Annotated in this window: 22 protein-coding genes; 13 read left to right on the top strand and 9 right to left on the bottom strand. The window is 69.5% G+C overall.

Going from position 1 to position 23812, the window contains the following annotated elements:
• Positions 1-73: 73 nt before the first annotated feature.
• The gene (locus tag ACFQB0_RS09735) at positions 74-1210 is read right to left on the bottom strand and encodes a serine hydrolase domain-containing protein (RefSeq protein WP_386730733.1); all 1137 of its coding nucleotides are present in this window, start codon (positions 1208-1210) and stop codon (positions 74-76) included.
• Between the two features lie 277 nt (positions 1211-1487).
• Here ACFQB0_RS09735 and ACFQB0_RS09730 point away from each other — a divergent pair, with 277 nt between their 5' ends.
• On the top strand, positions 1488-2801 hold the full coding sequence (locus tag ACFQB0_RS09730) for an MATE family efflux transporter (protein WP_386730731.1): 1314 nt from the start codon (positions 1488-1490) through the stop codon (positions 2799-2801).
• Positions 2802-2831: 30 nt separating this feature from the next.
• Here ACFQB0_RS09730 and ACFQB0_RS09725 read toward each other — a convergent pair whose 3' ends face one another.
• Positions 2832-3887, bottom strand: coding sequence for a LacI family DNA-binding transcriptional regulator (locus ACFQB0_RS09725; protein WP_386730729.1), 1056 nt, complete (start codon positions 3885-3887; stop codon positions 2832-2834).
• A gap of 179 nt (positions 3888-4066) precedes the next feature.
• Here ACFQB0_RS09725 and ACFQB0_RS09720 point away from each other — a divergent pair, with 179 nt between their 5' ends.
• The 4 genes from ACFQB0_RS09720 to ACFQB0_RS09705 all read left to right on the top strand — a co-directional run bounded on the left by ACFQB0_RS09720 (position 4067) and on the right by ACFQB0_RS09705 (position 7396).
• Entirely contained in the window at positions 4067-5392 is a 1326-nt protein-coding gene (locus ACFQB0_RS09720) for an MFS transporter (RefSeq protein WP_386730727.1), read from the top strand.
• Between the two features lie 35 nt (positions 5393-5427).
• Positions 5428-6123 carry an endonuclease NucS gene (gene nucS, locus ACFQB0_RS09715; protein WP_386730725.1) on the top strand — a complete coding sequence of 232 codons (696 nt, stop codon included), beginning with the start codon at positions 5428-5430 and terminating at the stop codon, positions 6121-6123.
• Positions 6124-6214: 91 nt separating this feature from the next.
• Positions 6215-6892 carry an HAD hydrolase-like protein gene (locus ACFQB0_RS09710; RefSeq protein ID WP_386730724.1) on the top strand — a complete coding sequence of 226 codons (678 nt, stop codon included), beginning with the start codon at positions 6215-6217 and terminating at the stop codon, positions 6890-6892.
• Positions 6893-7009: 117 nt separating this feature from the next.
• On the top strand, positions 7010-7396 hold the full coding sequence (locus ACFQB0_RS09705; protein ID WP_386730723.1) for a DUF1304 domain-containing protein: 387 nt from the start codon (positions 7010-7012) through the stop codon (positions 7394-7396).
• Positions 7397-7539: 143 nt separating this feature from the next.
• Here ACFQB0_RS09705 and ACFQB0_RS09700 read toward each other — a convergent pair whose 3' ends face one another.
• From ACFQB0_RS09700 to ACFQB0_RS09685, 4 genes are all read right to left on the bottom strand, one after another.
• Positions 7540-7926, bottom strand: a complete 387-nt coding sequence (locus ACFQB0_RS09700; RefSeq protein ID WP_386730721.1) for a hypothetical protein — start codon at positions 7924-7926, stop codon at positions 7540-7542.
• Positions 7927-8150: 224 nt separating this feature from the next.
• Positions 8151-9146, bottom strand: a complete 996-nt coding sequence (locus ACFQB0_RS09695; protein ID WP_386730719.1) for a LacI family DNA-binding transcriptional regulator — start codon at positions 9144-9146, stop codon at positions 8151-8153.
• A 67-nt stretch (positions 9147-9213) separates the two neighbouring features.
• Complete coding sequence (locus tag ACFQB0_RS09690) at positions 9214-10368, bottom strand: Gfo/Idh/MocA family protein (protein ID WP_386730717.1); 1155 nt, start codon at positions 10366-10368, stop codon at positions 9214-9216.
• Entirely contained in the window at positions 10365-11204 is an 840-nt protein-coding gene (locus ACFQB0_RS09685; RefSeq protein ID WP_386730714.1) for a class I fructose-bisphosphate aldolase, read from the bottom strand. Before ACFQB0_RS09685 ends, ACFQB0_RS09690 begins: the two co-directional genes overlap by 4 nt.
• Before the next feature lie 190 nt (positions 11205-11394).
• Here ACFQB0_RS09685 and ACFQB0_RS09680 point away from each other — a divergent pair, with 190 nt between their 5' ends.
• The 5 genes from ACFQB0_RS09680 to ACFQB0_RS09660 all read left to right on the top strand — a co-directional run bounded on the left by ACFQB0_RS09680 (position 11395) and on the right by ACFQB0_RS09660 (position 16304).
• Entirely contained in the window at positions 11395-12459 is a 1065-nt protein-coding gene (locus tag ACFQB0_RS09680; RefSeq protein ID WP_386730713.1) for an aldose 1-epimerase family protein, read from the top strand.
• A gap of 214 nt (positions 12460-12673) precedes the next feature.
• Positions 12674-13690 (top strand): hypothetical protein, encoded by a 1017-nt coding sequence (locus tag ACFQB0_RS09675; RefSeq protein ID WP_386730710.1) that lies wholly within the window; start codon positions 12674-12676, stop codon positions 13688-13690.
• On the top strand, positions 13687-15105 hold the full coding sequence (locus ACFQB0_RS09670) for an FGGY family carbohydrate kinase (protein WP_386730707.1): 1419 nt from the start codon (positions 13687-13689) through the stop codon (positions 15103-15105). The genes ACFQB0_RS09675 and ACFQB0_RS09670 overlap by 4 nt, the downstream gene beginning before the upstream one ends.
• Positions 15106-15183: 78 nt before the next feature.
• Positions 15184-15312, top strand: a complete 129-nt coding sequence (locus tag ACFQB0_RS09665; RefSeq protein ID WP_386730704.1) for a hypothetical protein — start codon at positions 15184-15186, stop codon at positions 15310-15312.
• Positions 15309-16304 carry a 1-phosphofructokinase family hexose kinase gene (locus ACFQB0_RS09660; RefSeq protein WP_386730703.1) on the top strand — a complete coding sequence of 332 codons (996 nt, stop codon included), beginning with the start codon at positions 15309-15311 and terminating at the stop codon, positions 16302-16304. Before ACFQB0_RS09665 ends, ACFQB0_RS09660 begins: the two co-directional genes overlap by 4 nt.
• 87 nt (positions 16305-16391) lie before the next feature.
• Here the strand turns inward: ACFQB0_RS09660 and ACFQB0_RS09655 are convergent, their stop codons facing one another.
• Complete coding sequence (locus tag ACFQB0_RS09655; protein WP_386730700.1) at positions 16392-17606, bottom strand: HAD-IA family hydrolase; 1215 nt, start codon at positions 17604-17606, stop codon at positions 16392-16394.
• An 84-nt stretch (positions 17607-17690) separates the two neighbouring features.
• Between ACFQB0_RS09655 and ACFQB0_RS09650 the strand changes: the two genes are divergently transcribed.
• The 3 genes from ACFQB0_RS09650 (at position 17691) to ACFQB0_RS09640 (ending at position 21219) form a co-directional block, all read left to right on the top strand.
• Positions 17691-19142 (top strand): FGGY family carbohydrate kinase, encoded by a 1452-nt coding sequence (locus ACFQB0_RS09650; protein ID WP_386730697.1) that lies wholly within the window; start codon positions 17691-17693, stop codon positions 19140-19142.
• A gap of 55 nt (positions 19143-19197) precedes the next feature.
• A complete protein-coding gene (locus ACFQB0_RS09645; RefSeq protein ID WP_386730694.1) occupies positions 19198-20091 on the top strand; it encodes a hypothetical protein in 894 nt (297 codons plus the stop codon).
• Positions 20092-20229: 138 nt separating this feature from the next.
• Positions 20230-21219: a LacI family DNA-binding transcriptional regulator gene (locus ACFQB0_RS09640; RefSeq protein WP_386730691.1), complete on the top strand. Its 990-nt coding sequence runs from the start codon at positions 20230-20232 to the stop codon at positions 21217-21219.
• A gap of 39 nt (positions 21220-21258) precedes the next feature.
• On the opposite strand, the gene ACFQB0_RS09635 is transcribed toward ACFQB0_RS09640, so the two are convergent.
• Together ACFQB0_RS09635 and ACFQB0_RS09630 are read right to left on the bottom strand one after the other, a co-directional pair.
• Positions 21259-22734, bottom strand: a complete 1476-nt coding sequence (locus tag ACFQB0_RS09635) for a mannitol dehydrogenase family protein (RefSeq protein ID WP_386730688.1) — start codon at positions 22732-22734, stop codon at positions 21259-21261.
• 80 nt (positions 22735-22814) lie between these two features.
• Positions 22815-23807, bottom strand: a complete 993-nt coding sequence (locus ACFQB0_RS09630) for an ABC transporter substrate-binding protein (RefSeq protein WP_386730685.1) — start codon at positions 23805-23807, stop codon at positions 22815-22817.
• Between the last annotated feature and the right edge of the window lie 5 nt (positions 23808-23812).

Here is a 23812-nt window from a genome sequence, read left to right as displayed (position 1 = left end):
CCCTCTCCGCGTGCACACGAGCCCCCAGGAACCACCCAGAGCAGCGAGACTCCCAACACCCGATTCACCGACGTCAGCCGGCCGCGTCGACGGCAGCCGACAGCCGGCGGAACATCGCAGCGGGAACGTCGTGATCCGGCGGGGAGGCGTTCAGCATGATCGCGATGACCTGGCCGGTCCCTGGGTTGCGCATCACGAGCGCGGAGAACCCGAGCCCGTAGCCCGTGTGCCCCCACCATCCGTCGATCTCGCCGATGCCGAGGCCATAGGCGTCGTACACCGGACTGTTCGGGTCGTCACGCGGGTCGCTCGGGTTCGCCGTGCGCTCAGCCTGCACCGCGGGGGTCAACAGGGTGCCGGTGCCGAGTTCGGAGCCCCACGCCGCGAGGTCGGCGAGCGTGCCGGTGAGCCCACCGGCGGCACCGAACATCTCGAACATGCCCGGCGGTGCCGCCTCGATCTGCCCGTCGCCGACGAGGTAGCCCGCCGCCGCGGGCGTCGGCATCGTCCCGGCGCCCGGATAGACGACCGTCGAGAGTCCGAGCGGCTTCGTGACGTGCTCGGCGACGTAGCCTGCCCAGTCGTCCATCCCACTCACGGTGCGCAACATCTCGCCGAGCAGGATCGTGTTGGTGTTGGAATACTCGTAGCGCTCGCCCGGCGCGAAGTTCGGCGGCAGCTCGAAAGAGTAGGCGAGCAGTTCGGCACTGGTCAACGATCGCGTCGGATCGGCGCCGAAGGCCGCTTGGAACGCGGGAGCCGCGGAGTAGTTGACGAGGCCGGATCGCATGCCGGCGAGCTGCCGGATTGTGATCGTCTCGCCATTCGGAACCCCCGGGACATACTCCGAGATCGCGTCGTCGAGCGCGATACGCCCGGCGGCGACGTTCTCGAGCACCGCGCTCACGATGAACGACTTCGTGATCGACCGGTAGGCGAAGCGATCCTCCGGCGTGACCGGCGCGTTCGTGGTCGTATCGGCGACCCCCGTGAACGAGAGCCATGGCGCCGCTGCACCCGTGTCGACGCTCACCGCGGCGCCGGGGATCCCATTCGCCTCGAGCGCATCATCGACGATCCCCTGCAACTCGGCCGCAAGCGCGGTCGTGGCCGACGGGGCGGCTCCTCCCAACTCGGACGAGCCGCAGCCGGCGAGCGCGGCGGTGAGAGCGACGACGACGGATGCGGCGACAGTCCGTGTAAGTCTCATGCGCCCAGTCTGACACGTTAACGGAGGCTTCACTCCGATCGCCTCGAGAGAAATGCTGAGTCGCCGCCCGCCCGTGAACCGTCCCGCCTCTCGAGGCTCGAGGCTCGAGGCTCGAGGCTCGAGGGAGGGGATCCGCCGATCCCGACACGCCCGCGACCCCGTCGTCCCCTCGAAGGTCCGAGCGAACGTTCGAGAGAGTGAGGAACGACCGACAGAAGCCCCCGATGTCATCGACCGCTTCTAAACTCGGTGCATCACGTTCTTCAGCCGACGACCCGTGGATCACGAGATCCGGCGTCTCGCCGTGCCCGCGCTCGGGGCGCTGATCGCCGAACCCCTTTTCCTGCTCGCCGACTCGGCAATGATCGGCCACCTGGGCGAGATCCCGCTCGCCGGTCTCGGCATCGCGAGCGCTGTGCTGCAGACGATCATCGGCCTCATGGTCTTTCTCGCCTATAGCACGACCCCCGCCGTCGCACGCAGACTCGGCGCCGGCGACGAGCGGGATGCGGTCACGGCGGGGATCGACGGGCTCTGGCTCGCGCTCGGAATCGGCATCGCGCTCGCTGGCGCCGGCTGGCTCTCCGCCCCCGTGCTCGCGGGCGCCTTCGGGGCCGATGCGCACGTCACGACACAGGCATCGCTCTACCTCTCCCTCTCGATGCTCGGGCTACCGGCCATGTTGCTCGTCTTCGCGGCGACCGGTCTGCTGCGGGGGCTGCAGGACACCCGCACTCCGCTCCTCGTCGCCGGAATCGGCTTTGCCGCGAACATCCTGCTCAACCTCTTCTTCATCTACGGGCTCGGGCTCGGCATCGCCGGCTCGGCGATCGGCACCGTTGTGGCCCAGTGGGGCATGGTGGGCGTCTACCTCGCGGTCGTGGCGCGACACGCACGCCGCGTCGGCGCACAGCTGCGTCCGCACCGCGACGGCATGCTGGGCGGGGCGGCATCCGGTGGCTGGCTGTTGCTGCGCACCCTGAGTCTGCGTGCCGCGATGCTGCTCGCCGTCTACGTGGCGACGGGATTCGGCTCGGCCTCGCTCGCGGCTTTCCAGGTGGCCATGACCTTGTTCGCCACACTCGCCTTCGCGCTCGACGCGCTCGCCATCGCGGCGCAGGCGCTCGTCGGTCGCAGCCTCGGCGCCAGCGATGTGGCCATGGTGCGCTCGGTGCTCGTGCGATGCCTGCAGTGGGGCGTCGGCGGCGGCGCGGCGCTGGGACTGCTCACGATCATGCTGAGCCCGGTGCTCGGCACTCTGTTCACGAGTTCGGCGGAGGTCGCCGCGCTGCTGCCGCCGACCCTCGTCGTGCTGGGCGTCTCCGTGCCGCTGGGTGGATTCGTGTTCGTGCTCGACGGCGTGCTGATCGGCGCAGGCGACGCACGCTACCTCGCGGTGACCGGGCTCGCGAACCTCGCGGTCTTCGTTCCGCTCGCCACGGCGGTCGGCACCTGGGCGTCGCACGATGCGGCCGGGCTGGCCTGGCTCATGGCCTCGTTCGCGCTCGGCTACCTCGCGGCCCGCGCGACGACCCTGGGGTTGCGCGCCCGTGGACGGGCCTGGATGGTCACGGGAGCCCCCGCACGCTGAGGCGGCTGTCAGATTCGCCGCCGGCCTCACTCACCTGCGTGGCGGGGCGGTGGTGTTGCCGAGGTGGAACACGCTCATGAAGGTGACCGACTCCGGTCGCTCGCCATCGAGCATTCGCACGATCGCCTCGCCCGCTGCACGACCCTTCGCCGTCGCCGGCTGCACGAGGGTGGTCAGGTCGTAGGGAGCGAGGCCATCGACACGCACCCCGTCGAAGCCGAGGACGCTGAGGTCGGCGGGCACGGCGAGGCCGAGCTCCTCGGCGGCGCGGATGACCCCTGCCGCGAGCAGGTCGCTCTGGGCGATGATCGCGGTGGGGCGCCCGGCTAGATCCGCGAGCAGTTCGCGACCGGCGATGAGCCCCTCTTCGATGTAGCTCGCCGAGGCCACGACCCCGGTGGCGAGCGGGAACACGTCGCGCGTCCCTGCGATCCGGTCCGTCGTGGTCGCCGAGGTGCTCGCCGCCTCCCGTTCCGGGGTGAGCCGGCCGCGCATGCGCGTGGCATCCGTCGGAAGCGTCACGAGCGCGACATCCGTGTGACCGAGCGCTCGCAGGTGCTGCGCTCCGAGTCGAGTCGCGTCGCGATTGTCGAGGGAGATCTCGGTGACGCCCTCGCCCGGATCGCCCTCGATCGCCACCATCGGGATGCCGCGCTGCCGCAGCACGGCCACCGAGTCGCCGAGTCGCGGGCTGCAACCGATGAGCACGACGGCATCGAGGGGGGTGCTCGCGATGCTCACGGCACCGCCCCCGGTGTCGGTGAGCAGCAGAAGCCCGGCACCGAGCGGCCCGATGGCCTCGGCGAGACCGTCGAGCATGGCGATCTTGATCGGATCGCGGAACGCCTCGCGGACACGCTCCTCGACGACGACGCCCACGATGCCGGAGCGTCCACGACGCAGTGAGCGGGCGCGGGGGTCCGGACCGCCATAGTCGAGCTCGCGGGCGGCAGCGAGCACGCGTTCACGGGTCGTCTCAGAGACCGGTCCCGATCCGCTGAAGGCCAGAGAGGCCGTCGACGCCGAGACTCCCGCGCGCGCGGCGACGTCTGCGAGCGTGGGGCGCGTCGGGATGTCCGCGTCCATCGGGGTCCTTCCTCTCGGAGGGCGGATGCCCTCGGCGACCGCCGCGGGCTTGACCGCATCAGGCTTTCTCGATAGCTTAGTCGAATCGATTCGATCGAATCGATTCGATGGTTCTCGGCTTCGGCACGAGCACCCACCGTCCGCATTCGCCCCAGCACAGAGACCCGCAGGACCGGCACATGTCAGAGACGACCCCTTCCCCCGATGCAAGGGCGGAGCAGGCGACGGAGACCGAGAGCGACGCAGCGACGCCCGCCTCCGACTCGGCGCAGGCGCAGGCGCAGGCACCGGCACCGGCACCGGCACGACCGCGCCGCGAGCTTCTCGCCTGGCGCAACGCCGTTTTCGTCATCTTCTTGCTCAGCGGCCTGAGCATCGCCAGCTGGGTCGCCCGGGTGCCCACCGTACGCGACGATCTCGGGCTCGAGCTCGATGCCGTCGGCTACGTGATCTTCGGAATCTCGGCGGGCTCGATCATCGGCCTCGTCTGCTCGGCCCTGCTGCTCGCGCGCCTCGGCGCTCGGCACGGCATGGTGCTCTCGCTCAGTCTCGTCGCGGCCGGTCTGGTGCTCGTCGGCGTTGGCACGACGCTCGTCCCCTCTGCCCCCCTCGTCTTCTTCGGGCTGGCGGTCTTCGGCTTCGGCAACGGCTCTGTCGACGTCATGATGAACGTCGAGGGCGCGGCATCCGAGAAGGAGATCCGCAAGACCCTGATGCCGCTCATGCACGCCTTCTTCAGCTTCGGAACCGTCGTCGGCGCCGGGCTGGGTGCGCTGGCCTCCGCACTCGAGGTGCCGGTCTTCTGGCACCTCAGCATCATCGCCGCCCTCATCGTCGCCGTCGCCGTCGTGGCGGTGCGCTTCGTGCCGCTCCGCGAGGAGCTCGGCGACGACACCCATGGCGCCGAGTCGCACAAGCCGTGGCGAACCCGGCTGCGCGAGAACCTCGCCGTGTGGGGCGACGTCCGCCTGCTGCTCATCGGCGTCATCATGCTCGGGATGTCGTTCGCCGAGGGAAGCGCGAACGACTGGCTCGCCCTCGCCGTCGTCGACGGTCACGGCATGGACAACACGAGCGGCGCACTCATCTTCGGCGTCTTCGTGACCTCGATGGCGATCGGCCGCATCATCGGCGGCCCTGTCCTCGACCGCTTCGGCCGCGTACCCGTGCTCCGCGTCTGCGCGACGATCGGAGTGCTGGGGCTGCTGCTCTTCATCCTCGGCTCCGCTTCGTGGATGCTCGTGCTCGGAACCGTGCTCTGGGGCCTCGGATGCGCCCTCGGCTTTCCCGTCGGCATGTCGGCGGCGGCCGACGACCCTCGGCGTGCCGCCGCCAGGGTGAGTGCCGTCGCGGTCATCGGCTACTGCGCGTTTCTGGTCGGCCCACCACTGCTCGGCGTGCTCGGCCACGCCTTCGGCATCCTCAACGCCCTGCTCGTGCTGCTCGCGCTCATGGTGCTCGCGGGGCTCTGTGCCCCGGCCGCCCGCGAACGCCGCGCCGCCTGAGGCGCGTCCCCCGCGCGACACCATAAACTCATACGGTGCGTCTGGTCATTGCGAACTGCTCCGTCGACTATGCGGGGCGCCTGAGCGCCCACCTTCCGCTCGCCACCCGACTGCTCATGGTCAAGGCCGATGGCAGCCTGCTCGTGCACTCCGACGGCGGCAGCTACAAACCACTCAACTGGATGAGTCCGCCGTGCACGCTGAGCGCTGCTGCGCCCGACGTCGAACAGGCGGATGCCGGCGTCAGGGAGGTATGGACGGTCACCCATGCCAAGACGGCCGACAAGCTCGTCGTGAGCATCCACGAGATCGTCCACGACTCCGCACACGAGCTGGGCATCGATCCCGGACTGCAGAAGGACGGCGTCGAAGCCCACCTGCAGAAGCTCCTCGCCGAGCAGATCGGGTTGCTGGGCGACGGCCACACACTCGTGCGGCGGGAATACATGACCGCGATCGGCCCCGTCGACATCCTGGCTCGGGACGCCTCGGGGGGCGCAGTGGCCGTCGAGCTCAAGCGCCGCGGCGACATCGACGGCGTCGAGCAGCTCACCCGCTACCTCGAGCTCATGAACCGCGATCCGCACCTCGCACCCGTGCGGGGGGTGTTCGCTGCTCAGGAGATCAAGCCCCAGGCGAGGACGCTGGCAGAGGACCGCGGCATCCGCTGTCTCGTGCTCGACTACGATTCCATGCGCGGCCTCGACGACCACCATCATCGACTGTTCTGAACGCACCCGGCGGTGCCGTCGGCTGCGCCCGCGGCCCGCGCCGAAGCGAACGAACTACGCATCCCCCGACAAAGAACCTAGGATGGCTTCGGTGAGCAACCCGACCCTGACGACTGCAACGCACACCTGGTCCGCGATCCTGTTCGATCTGGACGGCACGATCACGGACTCCGCGCCCAGCATCACCGCGGCTCTCGCCAAGACCTTCGAAGCCCTCGGCTTGCCCGTTCCGAGCCAAGCCGAGCTCGTGAGCTACGTCGGGCCGCCGTTGCTCGAGGCCTTCAAGGTTCACGCCGGCATGAACGACGAACAGGCGTGGAAAGCCCTGACGGTCTATCGCGAGCACTATGACAACGGCGCCCTCGACACGGCCGTGTACCCGGGAGTCGCCGGCCTGCTTGAGCGCATCCACGACGCCGGCATCCCCCTCGCGCTCGCGACGAGCAAACCGGAGAGCATGGCGCTGCGTATTCTGGAGCACTTCGCTCTCACGCCGCTCTTCGACGTGATCTGCGGTGCGACCGAAGACGAGACACGCAGCGCGAAGTCCGACATCGTCGCGGAGGCGCTCCGCCGCCTCCAGGCTCTCGGCGTGGACACCTCGCAGTCCGTGATGGTGGGCGACCGCGGCTACGACGCGCTCGGAGCGGCCGCCAACGGCGTTCCGACCATCCTCGTGGAGTGGGGCTATGGTTCGCCCGCCGAAGCGGCCGAAGCCATCGCGACCGTCTACTCCTCCGATCAGCTCGCCAAGAAGCTGCTCGGCTGATCGGTGGCCGTCGGCGACGATCCGTTGTTCCTGTTCCGGTGACGACCCTATAGTGGACCGATCGGTTCACGCTCCTCTCGGAGCGGCGATGATCCTCACGACGTCAGGAGAACACCCATGCTCGTAACGAGCCTCGCCTTCGTCGGCCTCGCCGCCATCGTCCACGTCTACATCTTCGTCCTGGAGTCGCTGCGCTGGACCGCCTCCTCGACGCGCAAGACCTTCGGGACGACCGTCGAGCAGGCCGAGACGACCAAGTCCCTCGCCTTCAACCAGGGCTTCTACAACCTTTTCCTGGCGATCGTCGCGGCCGCGGGAATCATCGCCGTCGGCTGCAACCAGCTCGCCGTCGGCGCCGCCCTCGTCATCGCTGCCGCCGGCTCCATGGTGCTCGCCGGCCTCGTACTCGTGGTCTCGGACCACACGAAGCTCCGCGCGGCGCTCGTGCAGCTGACGGCTCCAGCCATCGGGCTGATCCTCCTGGCGTTCGCCCTCGCCGGCTGAGTGGATCGGCTTTTCCTCCGTCACTCCGCCGGAGCGTAGAGCGACGCATTCGCCGCCACCGCGATGCGACCAGCCACACGCGGCGGGCAGCCGCGTGGCAGGACCGGCTTGACGAAGTCTCGGCCAGACGCAGACAGCCGGTCTCAGTATCCGCTCGTCTTCGGGGTCACCGTCACGGTGAACATCACCGAGGCCTCACTCGACGAATTGGTGAGGAAGACCTCGGTGCTGCCTTTCTGAAGCGCGTGCAGGCCGGGGTTGAACTGGGCGCTACCGTCATCCCTGCCAGGAAGGAACTCGACGATCGACGGATCGGCGATCTTCGCATTCCAATCGGTGAAGGTCTTGTCATCGCCTGTGAGGTCGACGCTTCCGCCGACCGAGACCTCGACGGTCGTGCCGTCGATACTCATGAGATTGACGATCACGGGCGGCACCACCTGGTTGTTCGCACCGCACGCGCAGACACCGACAGCGACCGCGACCGCGACGACGACCGCTGTCAGCAGGCGACGGATGCCGTGAGTCATGAAGTTACCCCCTACGTCTTCCGGCATGCGCAGCGCAGTGCCGACGCGCTCACCGTAGCATCCGTGCCGTTGGGAGTGAAGACCCCATCCCGTCGGGAGTGAAGACCCCGTCCGGGAGCTCGGCGTCCATCCTGCTGAGTGTCCAGGACCCCCCGCTCGCGAGCTTCACCGTCTCGCCGACAGATCGAACGACGCACTCTGCGACTGCTCCGGTGTGAGCCTGGTCAGTCGCGTCCGCCGCGGCTGACCAGCCTCGTCGGCAGCAGCCGGGTCGACGTCGTGCCGGGCTGTCCCGCGATGCGATCGAACAGCGTCATGGCGGCCAGCGTGCCCAGCGCGGCGGCGTCGTAGTCGACGATCCGGATGCGGCGGGGCAGCACACGGGACAACTCGAAGTCGTCGAAGCCGGCGACCGCCACATCCGCACCATACGGCAGAATCGCCTCCAGGGCGCCGATGGTGGAGCGGTTGTTCGCGCAGAACACGGCGGTCGGAGCGCGCTCCGCGTCCAGCAGCCGTTCCATCGCCGCGCATGCGGCCTGCGGTGTGTGAAGCCCAGAGACGATGAGCGCGGGATCGGGGATGCGCCCGGCGGCGGCGAATGCCTCGAGCGCTCCGGCCTGCCGCTCCTCCATCGTGAAGATGTCGGTGGCATCCAGCAGCAGGGCGATCCGTTCGTGTCCGGCCGCGAGCAGTTCGGCAACCGCCGCGCGCGCGCCGCCCCGGTTGTCGATGAGCACCGAGTCCGCCGCGATTCCGTGACCGGGGCGATCGAGGAACACCACGGGGGTGCCGCTGTCGACCTCGTGTGCGAGATAGCTCTGGTCGGAGGCGGCCGGCACCAGGATGAGCCCGCCGACCCGGCGCTGGCACAGGTCGAGCGCCAGCGATCGCTCGGCCGCGGGGTCCTCTTCGCTGGATGCCATGATCACCTGCATCCCGCGGCCGACCGCCACCGTGGAGACCGCTGCAGCGACTGACATGTAGAACGTGTTCGTCAGGTCCGCCGAGACGAAGCCGATGGTGTCACGGCTGCCCGAGCGCAGGCTCGCGGCGATCGCGTTGCGATGGTAGCCGAGGCGGGCGATCGCGGCGCGCACGCGCTTTGTCATCGCGGGGTCGACGTTGGGCTCCGCATTGATGACGCGTGACACCGTCTTCAGGCTCACGCCCGCGTCGGCTGCGACATCGACCATCGTCGGCCGGCCGCTCTTGCGCATCCGAACTCCCTCCGCCTGCGGTCGCTCAATCAATCGGGAATGCCGCACGTCGCGCTCTGGCGCGAGGTCAGGAAGCCGGGGTGGTCAGCACGCCGTCTTCGTGAGAGGCGATCGCCGCCGCGAAGATGCGGTGGGTGAGCGCCGCCTCGTCGGGACGCACCGTGCCGAAGCGCTCGCCAAGCCGGCCCGCCCGCTCGGCGAGGAAGGCCGCCCACATCTGCAGGATCGCGTCGGAGAAACCGGATTCGAAGTTCGGACCGGTCACGGTCGGCCATACCGACTGACTGCCCGCATCCACCCGCTGCCAGCTCTGCTCGCGGCCGATGCCGGGAACGTCCACGATCGCGAACACCTCGACCGACTTCGGGTTCTTCGTGCTGAAGCGCACGCCGCCTGACATGCCGATCGCCTCGAACTCCCACGTGTTCTTCTCGCCCGGCGCAATGCGCTTGGTCTCGGTGGTGAGCACGAACGGCTCGCCGTCGTGGGTCGCCCAACTGTGGATGACCGCGTTGTCCCAGGTGTCGCACGGCAGCGGGGTGCCGTCAGGACCCGGGCGCTCGGTCACGATGTCCTGGAGGAGGCCGAGCAGACGCTCGGGAGTCCAACCGAGCCGCAGCGGCACGTGCCAGGTGTGCATTCCAAGGTCGTTGAGCACGCCAGCCTCGCCGCAGAACTGCTTCTGCCGCTTCCAGTTGAGCGGCTTGGTCACATCGAGGTCACCGGAGTGCAGGAAGGCGCACTTCGCTTCGACGACGCGGCCGAGCGCACCGGAGCGCACGTAGTCGATCGCCCACTGCGCACCCGGGAAGAACGGCATCTCGCTCGAGACGCGCACGAAAGCGCCCTCGGTCTGCGCAATGGCTGCGACGACCGCATCCGCAGCGTTCCGGTCGATGCCGAACGGCTTTTCCGCCAGCAACGCCTTGCCCGCACGGATCGTGTCGATGTAGAGCTGCTCATGCAGGTCGTGACGCACCGCGATATAGACGACGTCGATGTCTGGATCGGCGAGCAGTTCGGTGTAGTCGGTCGTGGTCAGTCGCACCGAGTCGATCCGGTCGAACCATTCCAGCGCTGCCGGGTTGATGTCGCACACCGCGACCAGCTGCGGATCGGCGGGGTGGTCGATGAGAGCGGGCCAGCGGCGGATCGCGGCCGCGATCTCTCGGCCCATGAGGCCGCCGCCGATGATGCCGACGTTGACGCGCTGCGCGGTCATCGGGTTCCTCCGATCAACGCGACGGCGTCGTCGACGCTCGCGCCCTCATGCACGACGGCCATGAGCGCTGCGATGATTCCGGCGGGGTTCGGATGCTGGATGACGTTGCGCCCGTACACGATGCCGCTGGCACCCTGGGCGAGGACGGCCTGCGTGCGCTCGAGGAGCGTGCGGTCGTCGACGCGTCCGCCGCCGCGCACGAGCACGGGGGTGTCGGCTGCAGCCTGGACGACGAGGTGGTAGTCGGCGATGTCGTCGGTGGGGTCGGCCTTGATGAGGTCGGCGCCCAGCTCGCGCGCCTGACGAACGAGCGTGACGATCTTGTTCGTGTCGCCGTCGACGCCGTACCCGCCGGAACCCGGCTTGGTCTGCATCACGAGCGGCTCGATCATGAGCGGCATGCCAAAGCGCTCGGCGTCACTGCGCAAGGCGAGGATCGAGCGGATGCACTGCTCGCGCACCTCTGGGTGGCCGGGCAGGTCGAGCAGGTTGACGCAGACCGCGACCGCGTCGAGGCGCACGGCGATCTCGATCGCGTCGGGCACATGGATGCTGTGCAGCGGCGATTCCAGCGGATCGTTGTAGACGTTCGCGATGTCGGTGCGTAGCACCAGGCCCGGCTTCTTCTTGCCAGGGACGGACTGCAGCAGCGGCGCCTGACCGAGGGTCAGCTGGATCGCGTCGGGACCGGCGTCCACGAGGGTCGAGACCGTCTGGGCCATGTCCTCGATTCCGGTGATGAACGAGTGCTCATGGAAGGCGCCGTGGTCGACGGCGACGTCCAGGGCGCGACCGGACTGGGCGTTGAAGAGGCGGTTGAGGCGATACTTCGACATGGAGTGCGTTCCGATAGCTCGTGATGACGGCGCAGCTCTGCACCCGCAGACAGTATGCGGATGTCGAGACAACGTTGTCAACTCCCGATCGAGGGATGCGTCGATGGCGGCGGGACGCGTCGCCGACGCTGCTACGGTGATGCTGCGTACGTGAGAAGAGAGCGTCCGCGACGAGAGGGGGACTGCGCTCATGACGGAGCTGCTTTACGGCCGGCCGATCGACGAGGCCATGGCGCGCATGGGCGCACCTGCGCAGGCCGTCGCGATCGAGTCGTCGGTCCGCACGGATGGGCCGGATGCCGGCGCTCGGCGCCTGCGCATCGTCAACGGCGAGCTCGAGATCGATGTGTTGCCCGACCGCGGTCTCGACCTCGGACAGGTGCGGATCGCGGGGATCCCGCTCGCGTGGATCTCACCGGTCGGCTTTCCCCGGCTGCACTCGGGTGACGTCGACGGGCGCGGCTGGCTCCGCGCGTTCGGTGGTGGGCTGCTGACAACCTGTGGCCTGCTGAACGTCGGGCCACCCGCGGTCGACGACGGCGAGCAGCATCCTATGCACGGTCGCTATTCCGGCATCTCGGCGCAGGTGACGCGCACCGAGGTGACTGCGGGCGAGATCGTCGTCGAGGGCATCGTCCATGAGGCGACCGTGCTCGGCTCCCACCTCGAGCTGCGGCGGCGCATCAGCACCCCGCTCGGCGCAAGGCGTCTGCGCGTGGCCGACACGATCGTCAACCGGGGGGCCTCGCCGGTCGAGCCCATGGTGCTCTACCACCTGAACTTCGGCTGGCCGCTCGTCGACGCCGGCACCCAGCTGCGCAGCCCCGCCGCCGCGGTGCGCCCTCGCGACGAGACCGCGGCAGGGGGCCTCGCATCCTGGGAGACCTTCTCCGAGGCCGCGATCCCCTATCCTGAACAGGTCTTCGCGCACGATCTGCCCCCGGCTGGGCTCGTCGAGGTCGCGATCGAGAGTCCGAGCGGACTGCGCGTGCGCGTCGGGTTCGACGCCGCCGTGCTGCGGGGGCTGTTCCAGTGGCGAGTGGCCGAGCCGGGCCACTACGTGCTCGGCGTGGAACCCGCGACCGTGCCGACCATCCATGGCCGTGCGAGTGCTCGCGGCGCCGGGCTGCTGCGCGCGCTCGCGCCGGGTGCGCGACTCGAGACGGGTGTCGATCTCGTGATCGACCTTCCCGCGCACGACGCCTCGCCCGAGGCCGGAAGCCCGGAGGCCGGGCGGTCGATCGCACAGGCTTGACAACGTTGTCTCAGAGGCCCAGGATGTCTCCATCGGCTCCACCGGGGGCCGAGTCTCCACGAGATGACACCGATGTCGAGGTAGCGATGACGCCAGGCGAGCGAACGACCGCAACGGTCGGTATCGATGGCGCGTCGCCCCGGGCCGCCGCGCGGGCCGGAGACCCCCGAACCGGACTCCAGCGATGAGGCCGGTCCTTCTCCCCCCTCACCCGGTGCAGCACTTCTACCTCGGAGGCGACCGTATCGCCGCGCTGCGCGGGATCGTGCCCGAAACCGATCGTCAGCCCGAGGAGTGGCTCGCCGCGACGGTGTCCCGGTTCGGCGACCCCGTCACCGGTCTCGCCGTCACGGCCGACGGTGCCTTCCTGCGCGACCTGGTCGCCGCCGACCCGAGAGCCTGGGTCGGGCCGGAGCAGGGGCTGGATGCCGCCGATGTCGGCATCCTCGTCAAGCTCCTCGACGCTCGCCAGCGACTCCCCGTCCACGTGCATCCCGGACGGGACTTCGCCGCGCACCACCTCGATCGCCTCTACGGCAAGACCGAGGCGTGGTACGTGCTGGACGCCGAACCCGGCTGCGCGGTCCACGTCGGCTGGAACCAGCGGATCGATCGCGACGAGCTGGACCGTCGGCGCGACACGCAGGACGGCGAGTGGATGCTCGACCACATGAACCGCATCGTGGTGCGCGAGGGCATGAGCGTGCTCGTTCCGGCTGGCACGGTCCATGCGATCGACGGCGGGATCTTCGTCGTCGAGGTGCAGGAGCCCACCGACTTCTCGATCCTGCTGGAGTGGTCGGTGACCACCTCGACCAGGGAGGAATCGCACCTCGACCTCGGCTTCGAGACGGTCATGCCCGCGGTCTCGACCGCGCAGACCACGGCGGAGGAGCTGGCCGGCCTGGTCGGCACGGCCGGCACGCGTGCGGCGGGGGCCCGGTTCCGGTCGCTGCTTCCCGCGGCCGCGGATCCCTACTTCCTGCTCTCCGACGCCGCCGCGGGCGGAGAGACGACCGAGGAACGAGCGGCCGGGTTCGCGGTCGTGCTCGTCACCGACGGCGAGGGTGCGCTCGCTTCGGACAGCGACCGGATCGAGGTGAGCCGCGGCGACGCGATCGCCGTCCCGCACGCGTTCGGGGCCTGGCGCGCCGTCGGAGACGCGAGCGTGATCGTCGGCGCCCCCGGGCGTGGCTGGCCGAGCACCCTCCACGCGGGAGGCGTGCGATGACCGAATACGTCGTGGGCATCGACGTCGGCAGCACGAGCATCAAGCTGCTCGCAGCGACGCCGGAAGGGAGGGAAGAACTCGTCGTCAGTCGCCGCTCGCCGTGGACGAACCTCGACCACGGGCGCGCCGAGATGCCCGCCGAGCGAGTGGTCGCAGTCGTGCGCGAGCTCGCGCACGAGGCGGATGGGATCCTGTCGCGCAGGGGCGCCTACCGCGTCGCCGCTCTCGGCGTTTCGGGCATGGCCGAGGCGGGTGTGGTGCTCGACGGAGCAGACCGGCCAGCGGCCCCCATCATGGCCTGGTTCGATCCCCGCGGCGGACAGCAGATCGTCCGCACGCCAAAGGCCTTCCGCGCGGAGTTCCTGGGCCGAACCGGATTGCCGATCGGGCCTCTCGCGACGATCTCCAAGCTGCTGTATCTGCAGGACACAGGCGTCGCGCTGAGCGACAAGACCTTCCTCAACGTTCCGGAGTACGTCGTGCGGACTCTGGGCGGTCCACGCGTGGCGGAATACTCGCTCGTGTCCCGCACAGGGCTGATCGACCAGGACGACAGCGAGCCGTGGGCGGCCGCCCTCGACGTGCTCGGCGTCGGCGCGGACATCCTCGCGGAGCGCGTCGGTGCGGGCGCCGCGCTCGAGGCGCTCACCGACGAGGGGATGCCGCAGGCCTTCCACGGCGCGATCCTCACGGTCGCCGGCCACGACCATCTCGTCTCGGCGGTCGCCTCCGGCGCGACCCACAGCGGTCAGCTCTACGATTCCATGGGAACCGCCGAGGCTCTCGTGCGCGTGCTGGACGCGACCCTGCCCTTCGACGCCCGCGAGCGGCTCGCGCTCGCCGGCATCAACACCGTGCGCCACGTTCTCCCGGGAAAATACGTGCTGCTGGCCGGCACGAAGTCCGGTCTGCTGATGAGGCGGGTGCTCCAGTTGCTCGGCATCGCCGACGCGCGGGGGCGCGCCGAGATCGACGCGCAGGTCATGGCGCTCCCGGCGGGCGGAGCTCTCGTGGACGGAGCACTGGCGGTGTCGGGCGCCCGCAACGACGACGGCGTGCTGAAGATCGTCGCAGACAGCGACGGCCTGACGCCGGCGGAACTGTTCGTCGCGGCCCTCCTGCACGGCAACGACATGTGCACCGAGCTCATGGAGGTCATGGATCGCGAAGTGGCGGCGCCGACCTCGACCCTTCTCACCGGCGGCTGGTCGAGCATGGCGAGCGTCGTTCGCGCGCGCGAGCTGATCCTGCCGGAGATCACCGTATCCACCCACGGCGAGGGAACCGCCTACGGCGCGGCGCTCTTCGCCGCCTTCGCTGCCGCGGTCGGTCGCGCGGGCACCTTCGAGGACTTCGCCGTGTCGTTCCTCGCCGGGCACGACCGCAACAGTGATTCCACGATGGAAGGGAGCTGACATGCCAACGCCTGTTCTGGAGGCAACCATGCGACCGACGAACGGCTCGTCGCGATCACGCTCGGCCTGCCTTCCGTGATGCACGACGGAGCACTCCTGGGCTGGGCCGAGAATATCGCCAGCGCCGCCGAGGTCACAGCCCACTCCCACGTCGCCGACGGTTGGCCGAGAGCCGAGCTCGGTGTCATCGTCGAGGGGGCGCTGTGAACAACTCGGCGCCCGTCGTCACCCTCACACCTGCCGGCGCGATCGACGCGACCTACCATGTTTCCCGTCTCGAGCTCGGCGGGTTCGTGCGGGCCGCCGACTACGAGCGCGAGGTGAGCGGCAAGGGCGTGAACGTATCGGCCGCCCTCGCCCATGCCGGCCGCGAGAGTGCCGCGGTGGTCGTGCTCGGTGACGACGACGTCGCGTTCGCGCGGCACTGCGCGCACGCTGCGCTTCTGCGCATCGTCACCGTGCCCGGCGCGACACGCGTGAACACATCGATCATCGACGCGGGGGGTGCAACGACCAAGGTCAACGCCCCGGCGCCGCCGCTGGCGCGAGACGCGTGGGAGCGGGCCGTGTCCGCGACCCTCGACGAGCTGGACCGGCGCCGTGCCGGGTGGCTCGTGATCTCGGGCACCATCCCACCGCTCGAGGATCAGTCCGTTCCCGCAGACCTCGGCGAGCTGCTGCGCGAAGTCGCGGCGCGTGGCATCCGGATCGCGATTGACACGAGCGGCGAGGCGCTCGCGCGGGCAGCCGCGAACCCACGGGCGATCGCTCTGCTGAAGCCGAACACCCACGAACTGGCGGATCTGGCCGGACGGGAGCTGCGCACGATCGGCGATGTCGCAGCGGCGTCCGGCGAACTCGTCGCCCGCGGCGTCGGAGCTGTGTACACGAGCATGGGTGCAGACGGCGTGCTCGTCGTGGCTCCGGGAGTCACCGTGCACGCGCAGGCGCGCGCCGTACGCGTCGCGAACACCGCCGGGGCGGGCGATGCCTCGCTCGCCGGCTACCTCGTGGGCTTCGGCCTCGCAGACACGCCGGACAGGTACGCGACAGCGGCAGCGGCAGCGGCGTCGTGGGGAGCGCACGCCGTGGCGCAGACCTCGACGATCCTCCCGCACCTCGACGCGCTGCCGCTCGCGACCATCGTGCTCGACCCGGATCCGTCGATCCCGCTGACCGAGCCGGCGGTGACGTCATGAGCGTGCCGGTCGGGCACGCCCCCGATGCGGTGGCGCCACGGATGCGCCGTACCTGCACGTCCTGGAGCTGCTGGAGCGCGCCACCCGCTAGCCGAGCGGTTGCAGGCGCAGTCCGCCGGGCGCGTCGATGATCCTCACCCGGTCGAGTCCGTCGACGATGAGGTCGCCGTCCAGCTCGTCGGCGGCGGCCGTGCCCATGACGGCGAGCACGGAACATCCCGCCGCGCGCGCCGCCGCGATGCCCGCCGCGGCATCCTCGACCACGAGGCACCGCGCCGGGTCGACGCCGAGCCTGCGTGCGGCGGTGAGGAACGGTTCGGGGTCGGGTTTTCCGTGGGTCACGTCATCCGCCGTGACCAGCACCTCGGGGCGCTCGAATCCCGCGGCGGCGAGCCGGGCGGTCGCGATCGGCACCGATCCAGACGTCACGATCGCGCGCCGGGCGGACGGGACCGTGTCGAAGAACGCGCGGGCGCCGCGCACGGGCCGTAGGCCCACCGCATCCATCACCTCGAGCTCCGTGATGTGCACAAGCCCTTCGTCGTGCAGATCCGCGGGCAGCAGCCGCGAGATCAACGTGCGCGCGGGCTGGCCATGGTTCTCATGGAGCGTCTGCATCGGGAGGTCGTAGCGCTCGGCGAAGCGCCACCACGACCGAATGACCGACGCGGTCGAGTCCACGAGCGTCCCGTCGAGGTCGAACAGCACAGCCTCGAAGTCCCGCTCGAAGAGCACGGAGTCCATGACGAGGGGATGCCGGAGGCCGAGTTCGGGCAGCAGGCGCCCCAGCTGCTGCTCGGTCGACAGTTCGGCGTCGACGAAGATAACAGGCACAGTCGGTGCGGGGAAGTCGCCCTCTGGACGGTGCGCGTCTCGGAGCTCGCCCCGCGCCGCGCGCCGCTGCGCGAGCAATCCCGCGCCGCCGGTCAGGTGGACCATACGCAGCTCTGCGGGCGCAACGGCAGCACGCAGCGTCCGCCATTCGTCGCCCCCGGCAAGCTCGGCGGTGAAGGGAGCCACGAGCACGACCGCACGCGCGGTCGCGACCGCGTCTGCGGCGACCGCGCGCAGCGCCGCGTACCGGCCGGCGCGGATCTCGGCGGCGTGCGGCGAGGACAGCCAGTGGCCGCCCGGTGTTTCCGGCGGCAGTGCGTCGAGGAGGGGATTGGTCACCGAGTCGAGGTCGACGAGGGGGGCGCCCAGTCGCATCGCGAGCGCACGGCCGAGCGTCGTCTTGCCGCTGCCGGCAACTCCGGAGATGGCGATGGCGAGCGGATCCGGCATTTGACACGAGGAGTGCATGCCTCCACGATAGACGTATCAAGTCACCGGTGTCATGCTTGATTTTCCGGGATACGAAGAGAGTGCCGAAACGAGAGGAGCTCCGTGGTGGTCGACACGGTACACACCTCGGCGCGTGAGGTGAGCGATGGCATCGCCTCCGCCGCCGCGAGCGACCTCCTGTTCGCCGGCATCGACCTCGGAAGCACCGGCATCAAGATGCTCGTGGTGGACGCAGCGGGAGTCGAGATCGCGGGCGTGGAAGTGCCGACGCCGTGGCGCGTCGGCGAGGGCAGGACGACGGAGATGGACGCGGGCACACTGCTGTCCGCGCTGCGCTCGCTTCTGTCGAAGACCGCGACCGAGCTTCCCGCCGAGGCGCGTCTCGCCGCGATCGGCATCGCCGGCATGGGCGAGACCGGAATGCTCATCGACACCGACGGGGCCGCCGTCACCCCGGGTTTCGCGTGGTTCGACCCGCGTGGTGCCGAGCAGATCGTCGCTTTTCCCGCGTCAGTGCGCGAAGAGTTCGCGGGCCGCACAGGGCTCCCTCTCGGGGCGCAGGTCACCGTGGCCAAACTCGCCTACCTGCGCGATCGGGGCCTCGAGCTTCGCGGGCTGCGGTGGCTGAACCTACCCGAGTTCGTCGCGGCGGCCCTCGGAGGTGACATAGCGCTGGAGTATTCCCTCGCCTCCCGCACCGGACTGATCGACCAGGACTCGGGGGTCGCGTGGACCCGGATGCTCGACGCTCTCGACCTGGGGCCGGAGTTCCTCCCGCCGCTGCGCAGTGGCGGCGCGTCCTGGGGGCGCGTGTCAGATGCGTTCGGCACGCCGTTCGCGGGCGCGGAGCTCACCGTCGCCGGGCACGACCACCTCGTCGCCGCGGAGGCGAGCGGCACGCTCGACGCCGACGGCTACCACGTGTCGATGGGAACCGCCGAGGTGCTGCTGCGGGTGCTCGATGCGCCCCTGGGGTTCGCGGCTCGCCAGCGGCTCGCGCACGCGCTCATCAACGAGGTCCGCCATATCGTGCCAGGAAAGCACGTCCTCGTCGCCGGGGTCAAGACGGGGCTGCTGCTGCGCCGTGCCCTGACTGCCGCCGGCATCAGCGACCGCGTCGGACGCGACGCGCTGGATGCGGACGTGATGGCATTGCCCTACGAAGGAGCGCTGCCGGCCGGCACCATCGAGGTGTCAGGCGCCCGCAACGACGACGGGGTCATGCGTCTTGTCCTGCACGCCGACGGGGCGACCCCCCAGGAGATCTTCGGCGCGATCCTCCGGCACAGCAACGACGAGATCGGCCTGCTCATCGAGGCGATGGATCGGGAGTTGCCTCCTGCGACGCACGCGACGCTCACGGGCGGTTGGACGAGCATGGCCTCCGTCCAGCGTGCCCGCGCCCGGGTGCTGCCGGAGCTGTCCGTCTCGTCACGAGAGCAAGACACCGCCTTCGGCGCCGCGCTGATCGCCGCCCGGCTCGTCGGCGCCTCGATCGCGGGAGACCACGGCGTTGGCACCCACCGCGAGGACGCCCGCATCCCGACCACATGACCGCTAGCGACCCTTCTTGCCCACCGAACTTTCACACTCACAGAGGAGAACAATCATGAACGCACTGAACACGCTCGAGCGCCGCGCGCTCCAGTCGATCTCGACGCCGAAGGGCAACATGCTCATCGTCGCCGCCGACCAGCGCAACGGCATGAAGGCCGTCATCAAGGATGCGCCGAACGGCTCGGACGCCATCACGCGGGAGGAGCTCGCCGAGGTCAAGGCGGACCTCGTCCGATACCTGGCGAACCACGCGCCGGCGATCCTGCTCGACCCCGAGGTCGCGCTGCCTGCGATCGTCGACGACGGTGTGCTGGCACGCGACACGGCCCTCGTGGTCGGTCTCGACGCGTCGGGTTTCGAGACCGTCGATGGATTGCGCTACACGCGCTACGTGTCGGGCGTGACCCCGCGCACGGTGCGCGAGCTCGGCGGCGACGTCGCGAAGATGCTGTTCTACACGCGTCCCGACAAGCAGGACGAGTCCTCGCGCGTCGCGCAGGAGATCCGCGACCTCGTCGCGAGCTGCGAGGCGGAGGGACTGCTGCTGATCGTCGAACTGCTCACGTATCAGCTCGAGGGAGAGAGCGACGAGGAGTACGCGGCGGCCTTCCCCGCCCTCGTCGCAGACGGTGCGGCGCTCGCCGTCGCATGCGGCTCGAAGATCCTCAAGCTCCAGTACCCCGGCTCCGCCGAGGCCAGCGCAGCCGTCACCGAGGCCGCCACAGGCGTGCCGTGGGCGGTGCTGTCGGCCGGTGTCGACCACGAGACCTTCATCGGGCAGGTGTCGACGGCGATCGCGAACGGCGCCGCAGGCGCGATGGCGGGGCGCTCCCTATGGAAGGACAGCCTGTCTGCCGATCCGGCGCTGCGCGAGGAGCTGCTGACGAGCCGCGCGCTGCCACGTCTGCGCGAGCTCGCCGACGCCGTGGACGGTCGCCGGGACTGAGCACTTCGAGGTGCCAAGGCCGGCGCACGGCATCGGCTCACGGCATCGGCATACGGCCTCGGCATACGGCATCGGCGCCGGGTACCCGGTATCGTGACTGGACCCCCTATCAACCCCCCGCCGCTGAGGAAGTGGACCATGACGACCATGCGCGATGTCGCCGCGCGCGCAGGCGTGAGCACGAAGACCGTCTCCCGTGTCTTCAACGACGACCCTCACGTGCTGCCAGAGACCCGTGCCGGGGTCGAGAAGGCCATGCGCGAACTCAACTACGTGCCGAACGTGCTCGCGACGACCTTCCGGGCCGGCCGGGCCTCGGTGATCGGCGTCGCCGTCCCCGACATCGTTGACCCCTTCTTCGCCGCGATCGCCCGCGCCATCGAGGACACCGCACGCGAACGCGGGATCTCGACACTGGTCACAAGCCTCGGCGAGGATCCAGACGGCGAGCGCCCGGCGCTCGAGTCGATGCTCGGTCGAAAGCTGTCCGGGCTCGTCGTGGCGCCGGTCGGAACCGATCACTCCTGGTTGCGGCGATGGCAAGAGCACACACCGATCGTGTTCGTCGACCGGGCGCCGTTCAACCTCGAGACGGACACCTTCACCGAGAACGACGAAGCGGGAGCGTACCTCGCGACGAGCCACCTGATGGGGAGGGGTCATCGTCGGATCGCCTACATCGGCGATGTCGTCCACCTCTCCACCGAGGCCAAGCGGCTCGAAGGATGGCGCCGGGCACTACGGGAGCATGGCATCGAACCAGACGAGGAGCTCGTCGCCGTGTACGTGTCGGACCGGGAGGCCGCCGCGGCCGCGATCGCCCGGCTGCTGGCGCTTCCCGACCCACCGACGGCGATCTTCTCCGCCAACGCCCGCTGCTCGATGGCGCTCGCCTACGTTCTGCGGGAGAACCCGATCCCGATGGTCGGTTTCGGCGATTTTCCGATGGCGGACACCCTGGCCCCCTCGGTCACGGTCATCGACCAGAGTCCGCGGCGCCTGGGGATGCTGGCAGCCGAGCGCGTGTTCGCGCGGCTGGAGCATCCCACGCAGCAACTCGAGGCGATCAGCGTTCTGGACGTGGCGCTCGTCGAACGGGAGTCCTGCCGCATCGATGCCCGCATGTGATCCGGGCCGGGGCCGGTCGGAGCGAGCCCCGCGACCGACTCAGCCGGTGACCAGCGCGCGGATCGCTTCGCGCACGCCGAGCCGGGCGAGCTGCCCGCGCGCCCGGATGAACTCCGTGCGCAGAACGTCATCGCGACCCAGTTCGCCGAAGACGGGCACGTAGTCGAGGAAGCTCCCCGGTGTCTCCCGCTCGGCGGCGACCGCAGATCGCAGATCCCGGATCCTGCGGTCGACGATGGGCGTCGCAATGCCGTCCTCCGCATATCCCTCGAGGAACACGCTCCATGCGGCCAGAACGAGCGCAGCGCGCGCGATACGCCCCCCGCCCTGGAGTTGCTCGCGAACGACCGGAAGGAGGAACTTCGGGATGCGGTCGGATCCATCCACGACCTGCCGAGCGAGAGTATCGAGGATCGCCTCGCTGCCGAAGCGGGCGATCAGTTGGTCGCAGTAGGCGGGCAGATCGATGCCCGGCACCGGACGCAGCGTCGGGATGGCCTCCTCGCGCATGTAGCCGAGCAAGAACGACACGAACAGAGGGTCCGTGCACACCTCGTGCACGTACCTCGCCCCGGAGAGGATGCCGAGGTAGCTCATCGCCTGATGGGACGCATTGAGCAGACGCAGCTTCATCAGCTCATACGGTTCCACATCCGCCACGATCTGCACGCCGACCCGCTCGAGAGGCGGACGCCCCGCGGTGAACGCGTCCTCCAGGATCCACTGCTCGTACGACTCGGAGCGCACCGGCCAACGATCTTCGACCCCGAACTCGGCGCTGATGCTCTCACGAGTCTCGTCGGTGGTGACCGGAGTGATGCGGTCGACCATGGAGTTCGGGAACGCGACGTGCTCGGCGATCCAGGCGGCGAGGTCGGGATCTGCGCGCCCGGCGAAGCCGAGAACGGCGGCGCGAGCGACGCGGCCATTGCCCTGGATGTTGTCGCATGACATGACGGTGAACGGTGCGTGGCCGGCGTCGCGGCGACGGCGGAGGGCCGCGACGAGAAATCCGAGCACGCTGCGAGGGCCGTCCTCGCCACCGACGAGGTCGGCGAGCGTGCGCTCATCCTGGGGATCGAAGGCGCCGGTCGCGTCGTCGACGCCGTACCCGCCTTCCGTGATGGTGAGCGAGACGATGCGTGTCTCGGGATCGGCGAGCTTAGCGAGCACGGCCGCCGGGTCGTCGGGGGCGTAGAGGTATTCCACGAGGGATCCGATGACACGAGCCGCGCTCGTGCCGTCTGGAGAGGTCGTGACGAGGGTGTAGAGCCCGTTCTGCGCACGCAGCACGTCGCGCATGGCGAGGTCGAACGGCATGACCCCGACGCCACAGATGCCCCACTCGGTGGAACCGGCGTTCAGAACCCGATCGACGTACATCGCCTCGTGGGCGCGATGGAATCCGCCCACGCCGAAGTGGACGATCCCGGCACGGACGCTGGCAGGATCGTAGCCGGGAACGGCGATCGCGCTGGCCAGTCGAGTGAGGGCATCCGATGTGAGCGTGACCATGTCGTCTCCTCTCGTCCTGAGATGGTTTTCGCGGGCGCCCCCCTTGTGGTGGGCGCCCGCGGTGGTGGGTCGGGTTGTGGCTACTTGCAGGTGGATTGGTAGATGGCTTTGGCGCCTTCTCCGTCGACGTTGTCCGCGGTGATGATGGTGAATCCGGTCTGGATCTTCTCCTCGGTTGGTTCGCCCTTGAGTGCGGCGAGAACCTGGGCGACGCCGTCTTTGCCGATTGTGGCCGGCTCCTGGGCGACGAGGGCTTGCACGATGCCGTCTTTGAGGGCCTTGACCTGGGCGGGGCCGGCGTCGAATCCGACGATGGTGACCTTGCCTTGTCGGCCGGCTTGTTGCACGCCGGTGGCCGAGCCTTCCGCAGCGAACAGGTTCGCGGCGAAGATCCCGACGATGTCGGGGTCTTTCTGTAGTGCGGCGGTCACGATCTCGGCTGCGGTGGAGGGTTCGTTGTGGCTGTACTGCACGCCTAGCGAAGTGAAGCTCGGGTTGTTCTTCACGGCTGCTTCGAAACCGGCCGCGCGTGCGTCAGTGGTCGACACGCCCGGGTCGGTGGACACGACCAGCACCTTCCCGCCTTCGGGGTGGGCTGCCTTGATCGCGTCGAACGCTGCGGCTCCGCCGCCCTCATTGTCGCTGGAGATCTGCGACACCGCCATCGAGGGGTTGTCCAGGGTGGTGTCCACCAGCACGACCTTGATGCCTGCGTCTGCCGCGGCCTGGATCGGGGCCTGCATCGCTGACACGTCGGTCGGTGCGATCAGCAGTGCGTCCGGTTTGGACGCGACGATCGCGTCCACGATCGGTTTCTGCAGTGTCGGATCGAATTTCGCCGGGCCCTGCACCGTGACCGTCGCGCCCGCGTCGGCCGCTGCCGCCTCGATACCGCACTGCATCGAGATGTAGAACTCATCCCCTGCCACGCCCTGCACGAACGCGATGCTGTATCCGCCGCTGCCGCCGCCGGTCGTGTTCCCGGAGCCGCTGCCGCCGGAGCACCCGGCGAGCATGAGCGTCGCAGTCGCGCCGAACGCCGCGAACCCGATGGCCTTCTTACTCCACTTCATGATGA

The sequence above is a fragment of the Luethyella okanaganae genome (assembly GCF_042660285.1).
Taxonomy (GTDB): domain Bacteria; phylum Actinomycetota; class Actinomycetes; order Actinomycetales; family Microbacteriaceae; genus Luethyella; species Luethyella okanaganae.
The sequence above is the reverse complement of the archived record's forward strand: the minus strand, read 5'-3'. Positions and strand labels throughout refer to the sequence as shown.

Bases quoted from the DNA above. Each gene is read 5' to 3' on its own strand.
- ACFQB0_RS09735 (WP_386730733.1), bottom strand. From the start codon at position 1,210: ATGAGACTTACACGGACTGTCGCCGCATCCGTCGTCGTCGCTCTCACC.
- ACFQB0_RS09725 (WP_386730729.1), bottom strand. From the start codon at position 3,887: ATGGACGCGGACATCCCGACGCGCCCCACGCTCGCAGACGTCGCCGCG.
- ACFQB0_RS09720 (WP_386730727.1), top strand. From the start codon at position 4,067: ATGTCAGAGACGACCCCTTCCCCCGATGCAAGGGCGGAGCAGGCGACG.
- ACFQB0_RS09705 (WP_386730723.1), top strand. From the start codon at position 7,010: ATGCTCGTAACGAGCCTCGCCTTCGTCGGCCTCGCCGCCATCGTCCAC.
- ACFQB0_RS09700 (WP_386730721.1), bottom strand. From the start codon at position 7,926: ATGACTCACGGCATCCGTCGCCTGCTGACAGCGGTCGTCGTCGCGGTC.
- ACFQB0_RS09695 (WP_386730719.1), bottom strand. From the start codon at position 9,146: ATGCGCAAGAGCGGCCGGCCGACGATGGTCGATGTCGCAGCCGACGCG.
- ACFQB0_RS09690 (WP_386730717.1), bottom strand. From the start codon at position 10,368: ATGACCGCGCAGCGCGTCAACGTCGGCATCATCGGCGGCGGCCTCATG.
- ACFQB0_RS09685 (WP_386730714.1), bottom strand. From the start codon at position 11,204: ATGTCGAAGTATCGCCTCAACCGCCTCTTCAACGCCCAGTCCGGTCGC.
- ACFQB0_RS09680 (WP_386730713.1), top strand. From the start codon at position 11,395: ATGACGGAGCTGCTTTACGGCCGGCCGATCGACGAGGCCATGGCGCGC.
- ACFQB0_RS09670 (WP_386730707.1), top strand. From the start codon at position 13,687: ATGACCGAATACGTCGTGGGCATCGACGTCGGCAGCACGAGCATCAAG.
- ACFQB0_RS09665 (WP_386730704.1), top strand. From the start codon at position 15,184: ATGCACGACGGAGCACTCCTGGGCTGGGCCGAGAATATCGCCAGCGCC.
- ACFQB0_RS09655 (WP_386730700.1), bottom strand. From the start codon at position 17,606: ATGCACTCCTCGTGTCAAATGCCGGATCCGCTCGCCATCGCCATCTCC.
- ACFQB0_RS09645 (WP_386730694.1), top strand. From the start codon at position 19,198: ATGAACGCACTGAACACGCTCGAGCGCCGCGCGCTCCAGTCGATCTCG.
- ACFQB0_RS09640 (WP_386730691.1), top strand. From the start codon at position 20,230: ATGACGACCATGCGCGATGTCGCCGCGCGCGCAGGCGTGAGCACGAAG.
- ACFQB0_RS09635 (WP_386730688.1), bottom strand. From the start codon at position 22,734: ATGGTCACGCTCACATCGGATGCCCTCACTCGACTGGCCAGCGCGATC.
- ACFQB0_RS09630 (WP_386730685.1), bottom strand. From the start codon at position 23,807: ATGAAGTGGAGTAAGAAGGCCATCGGGTTCGCGGCGTTCGGCGCGACT.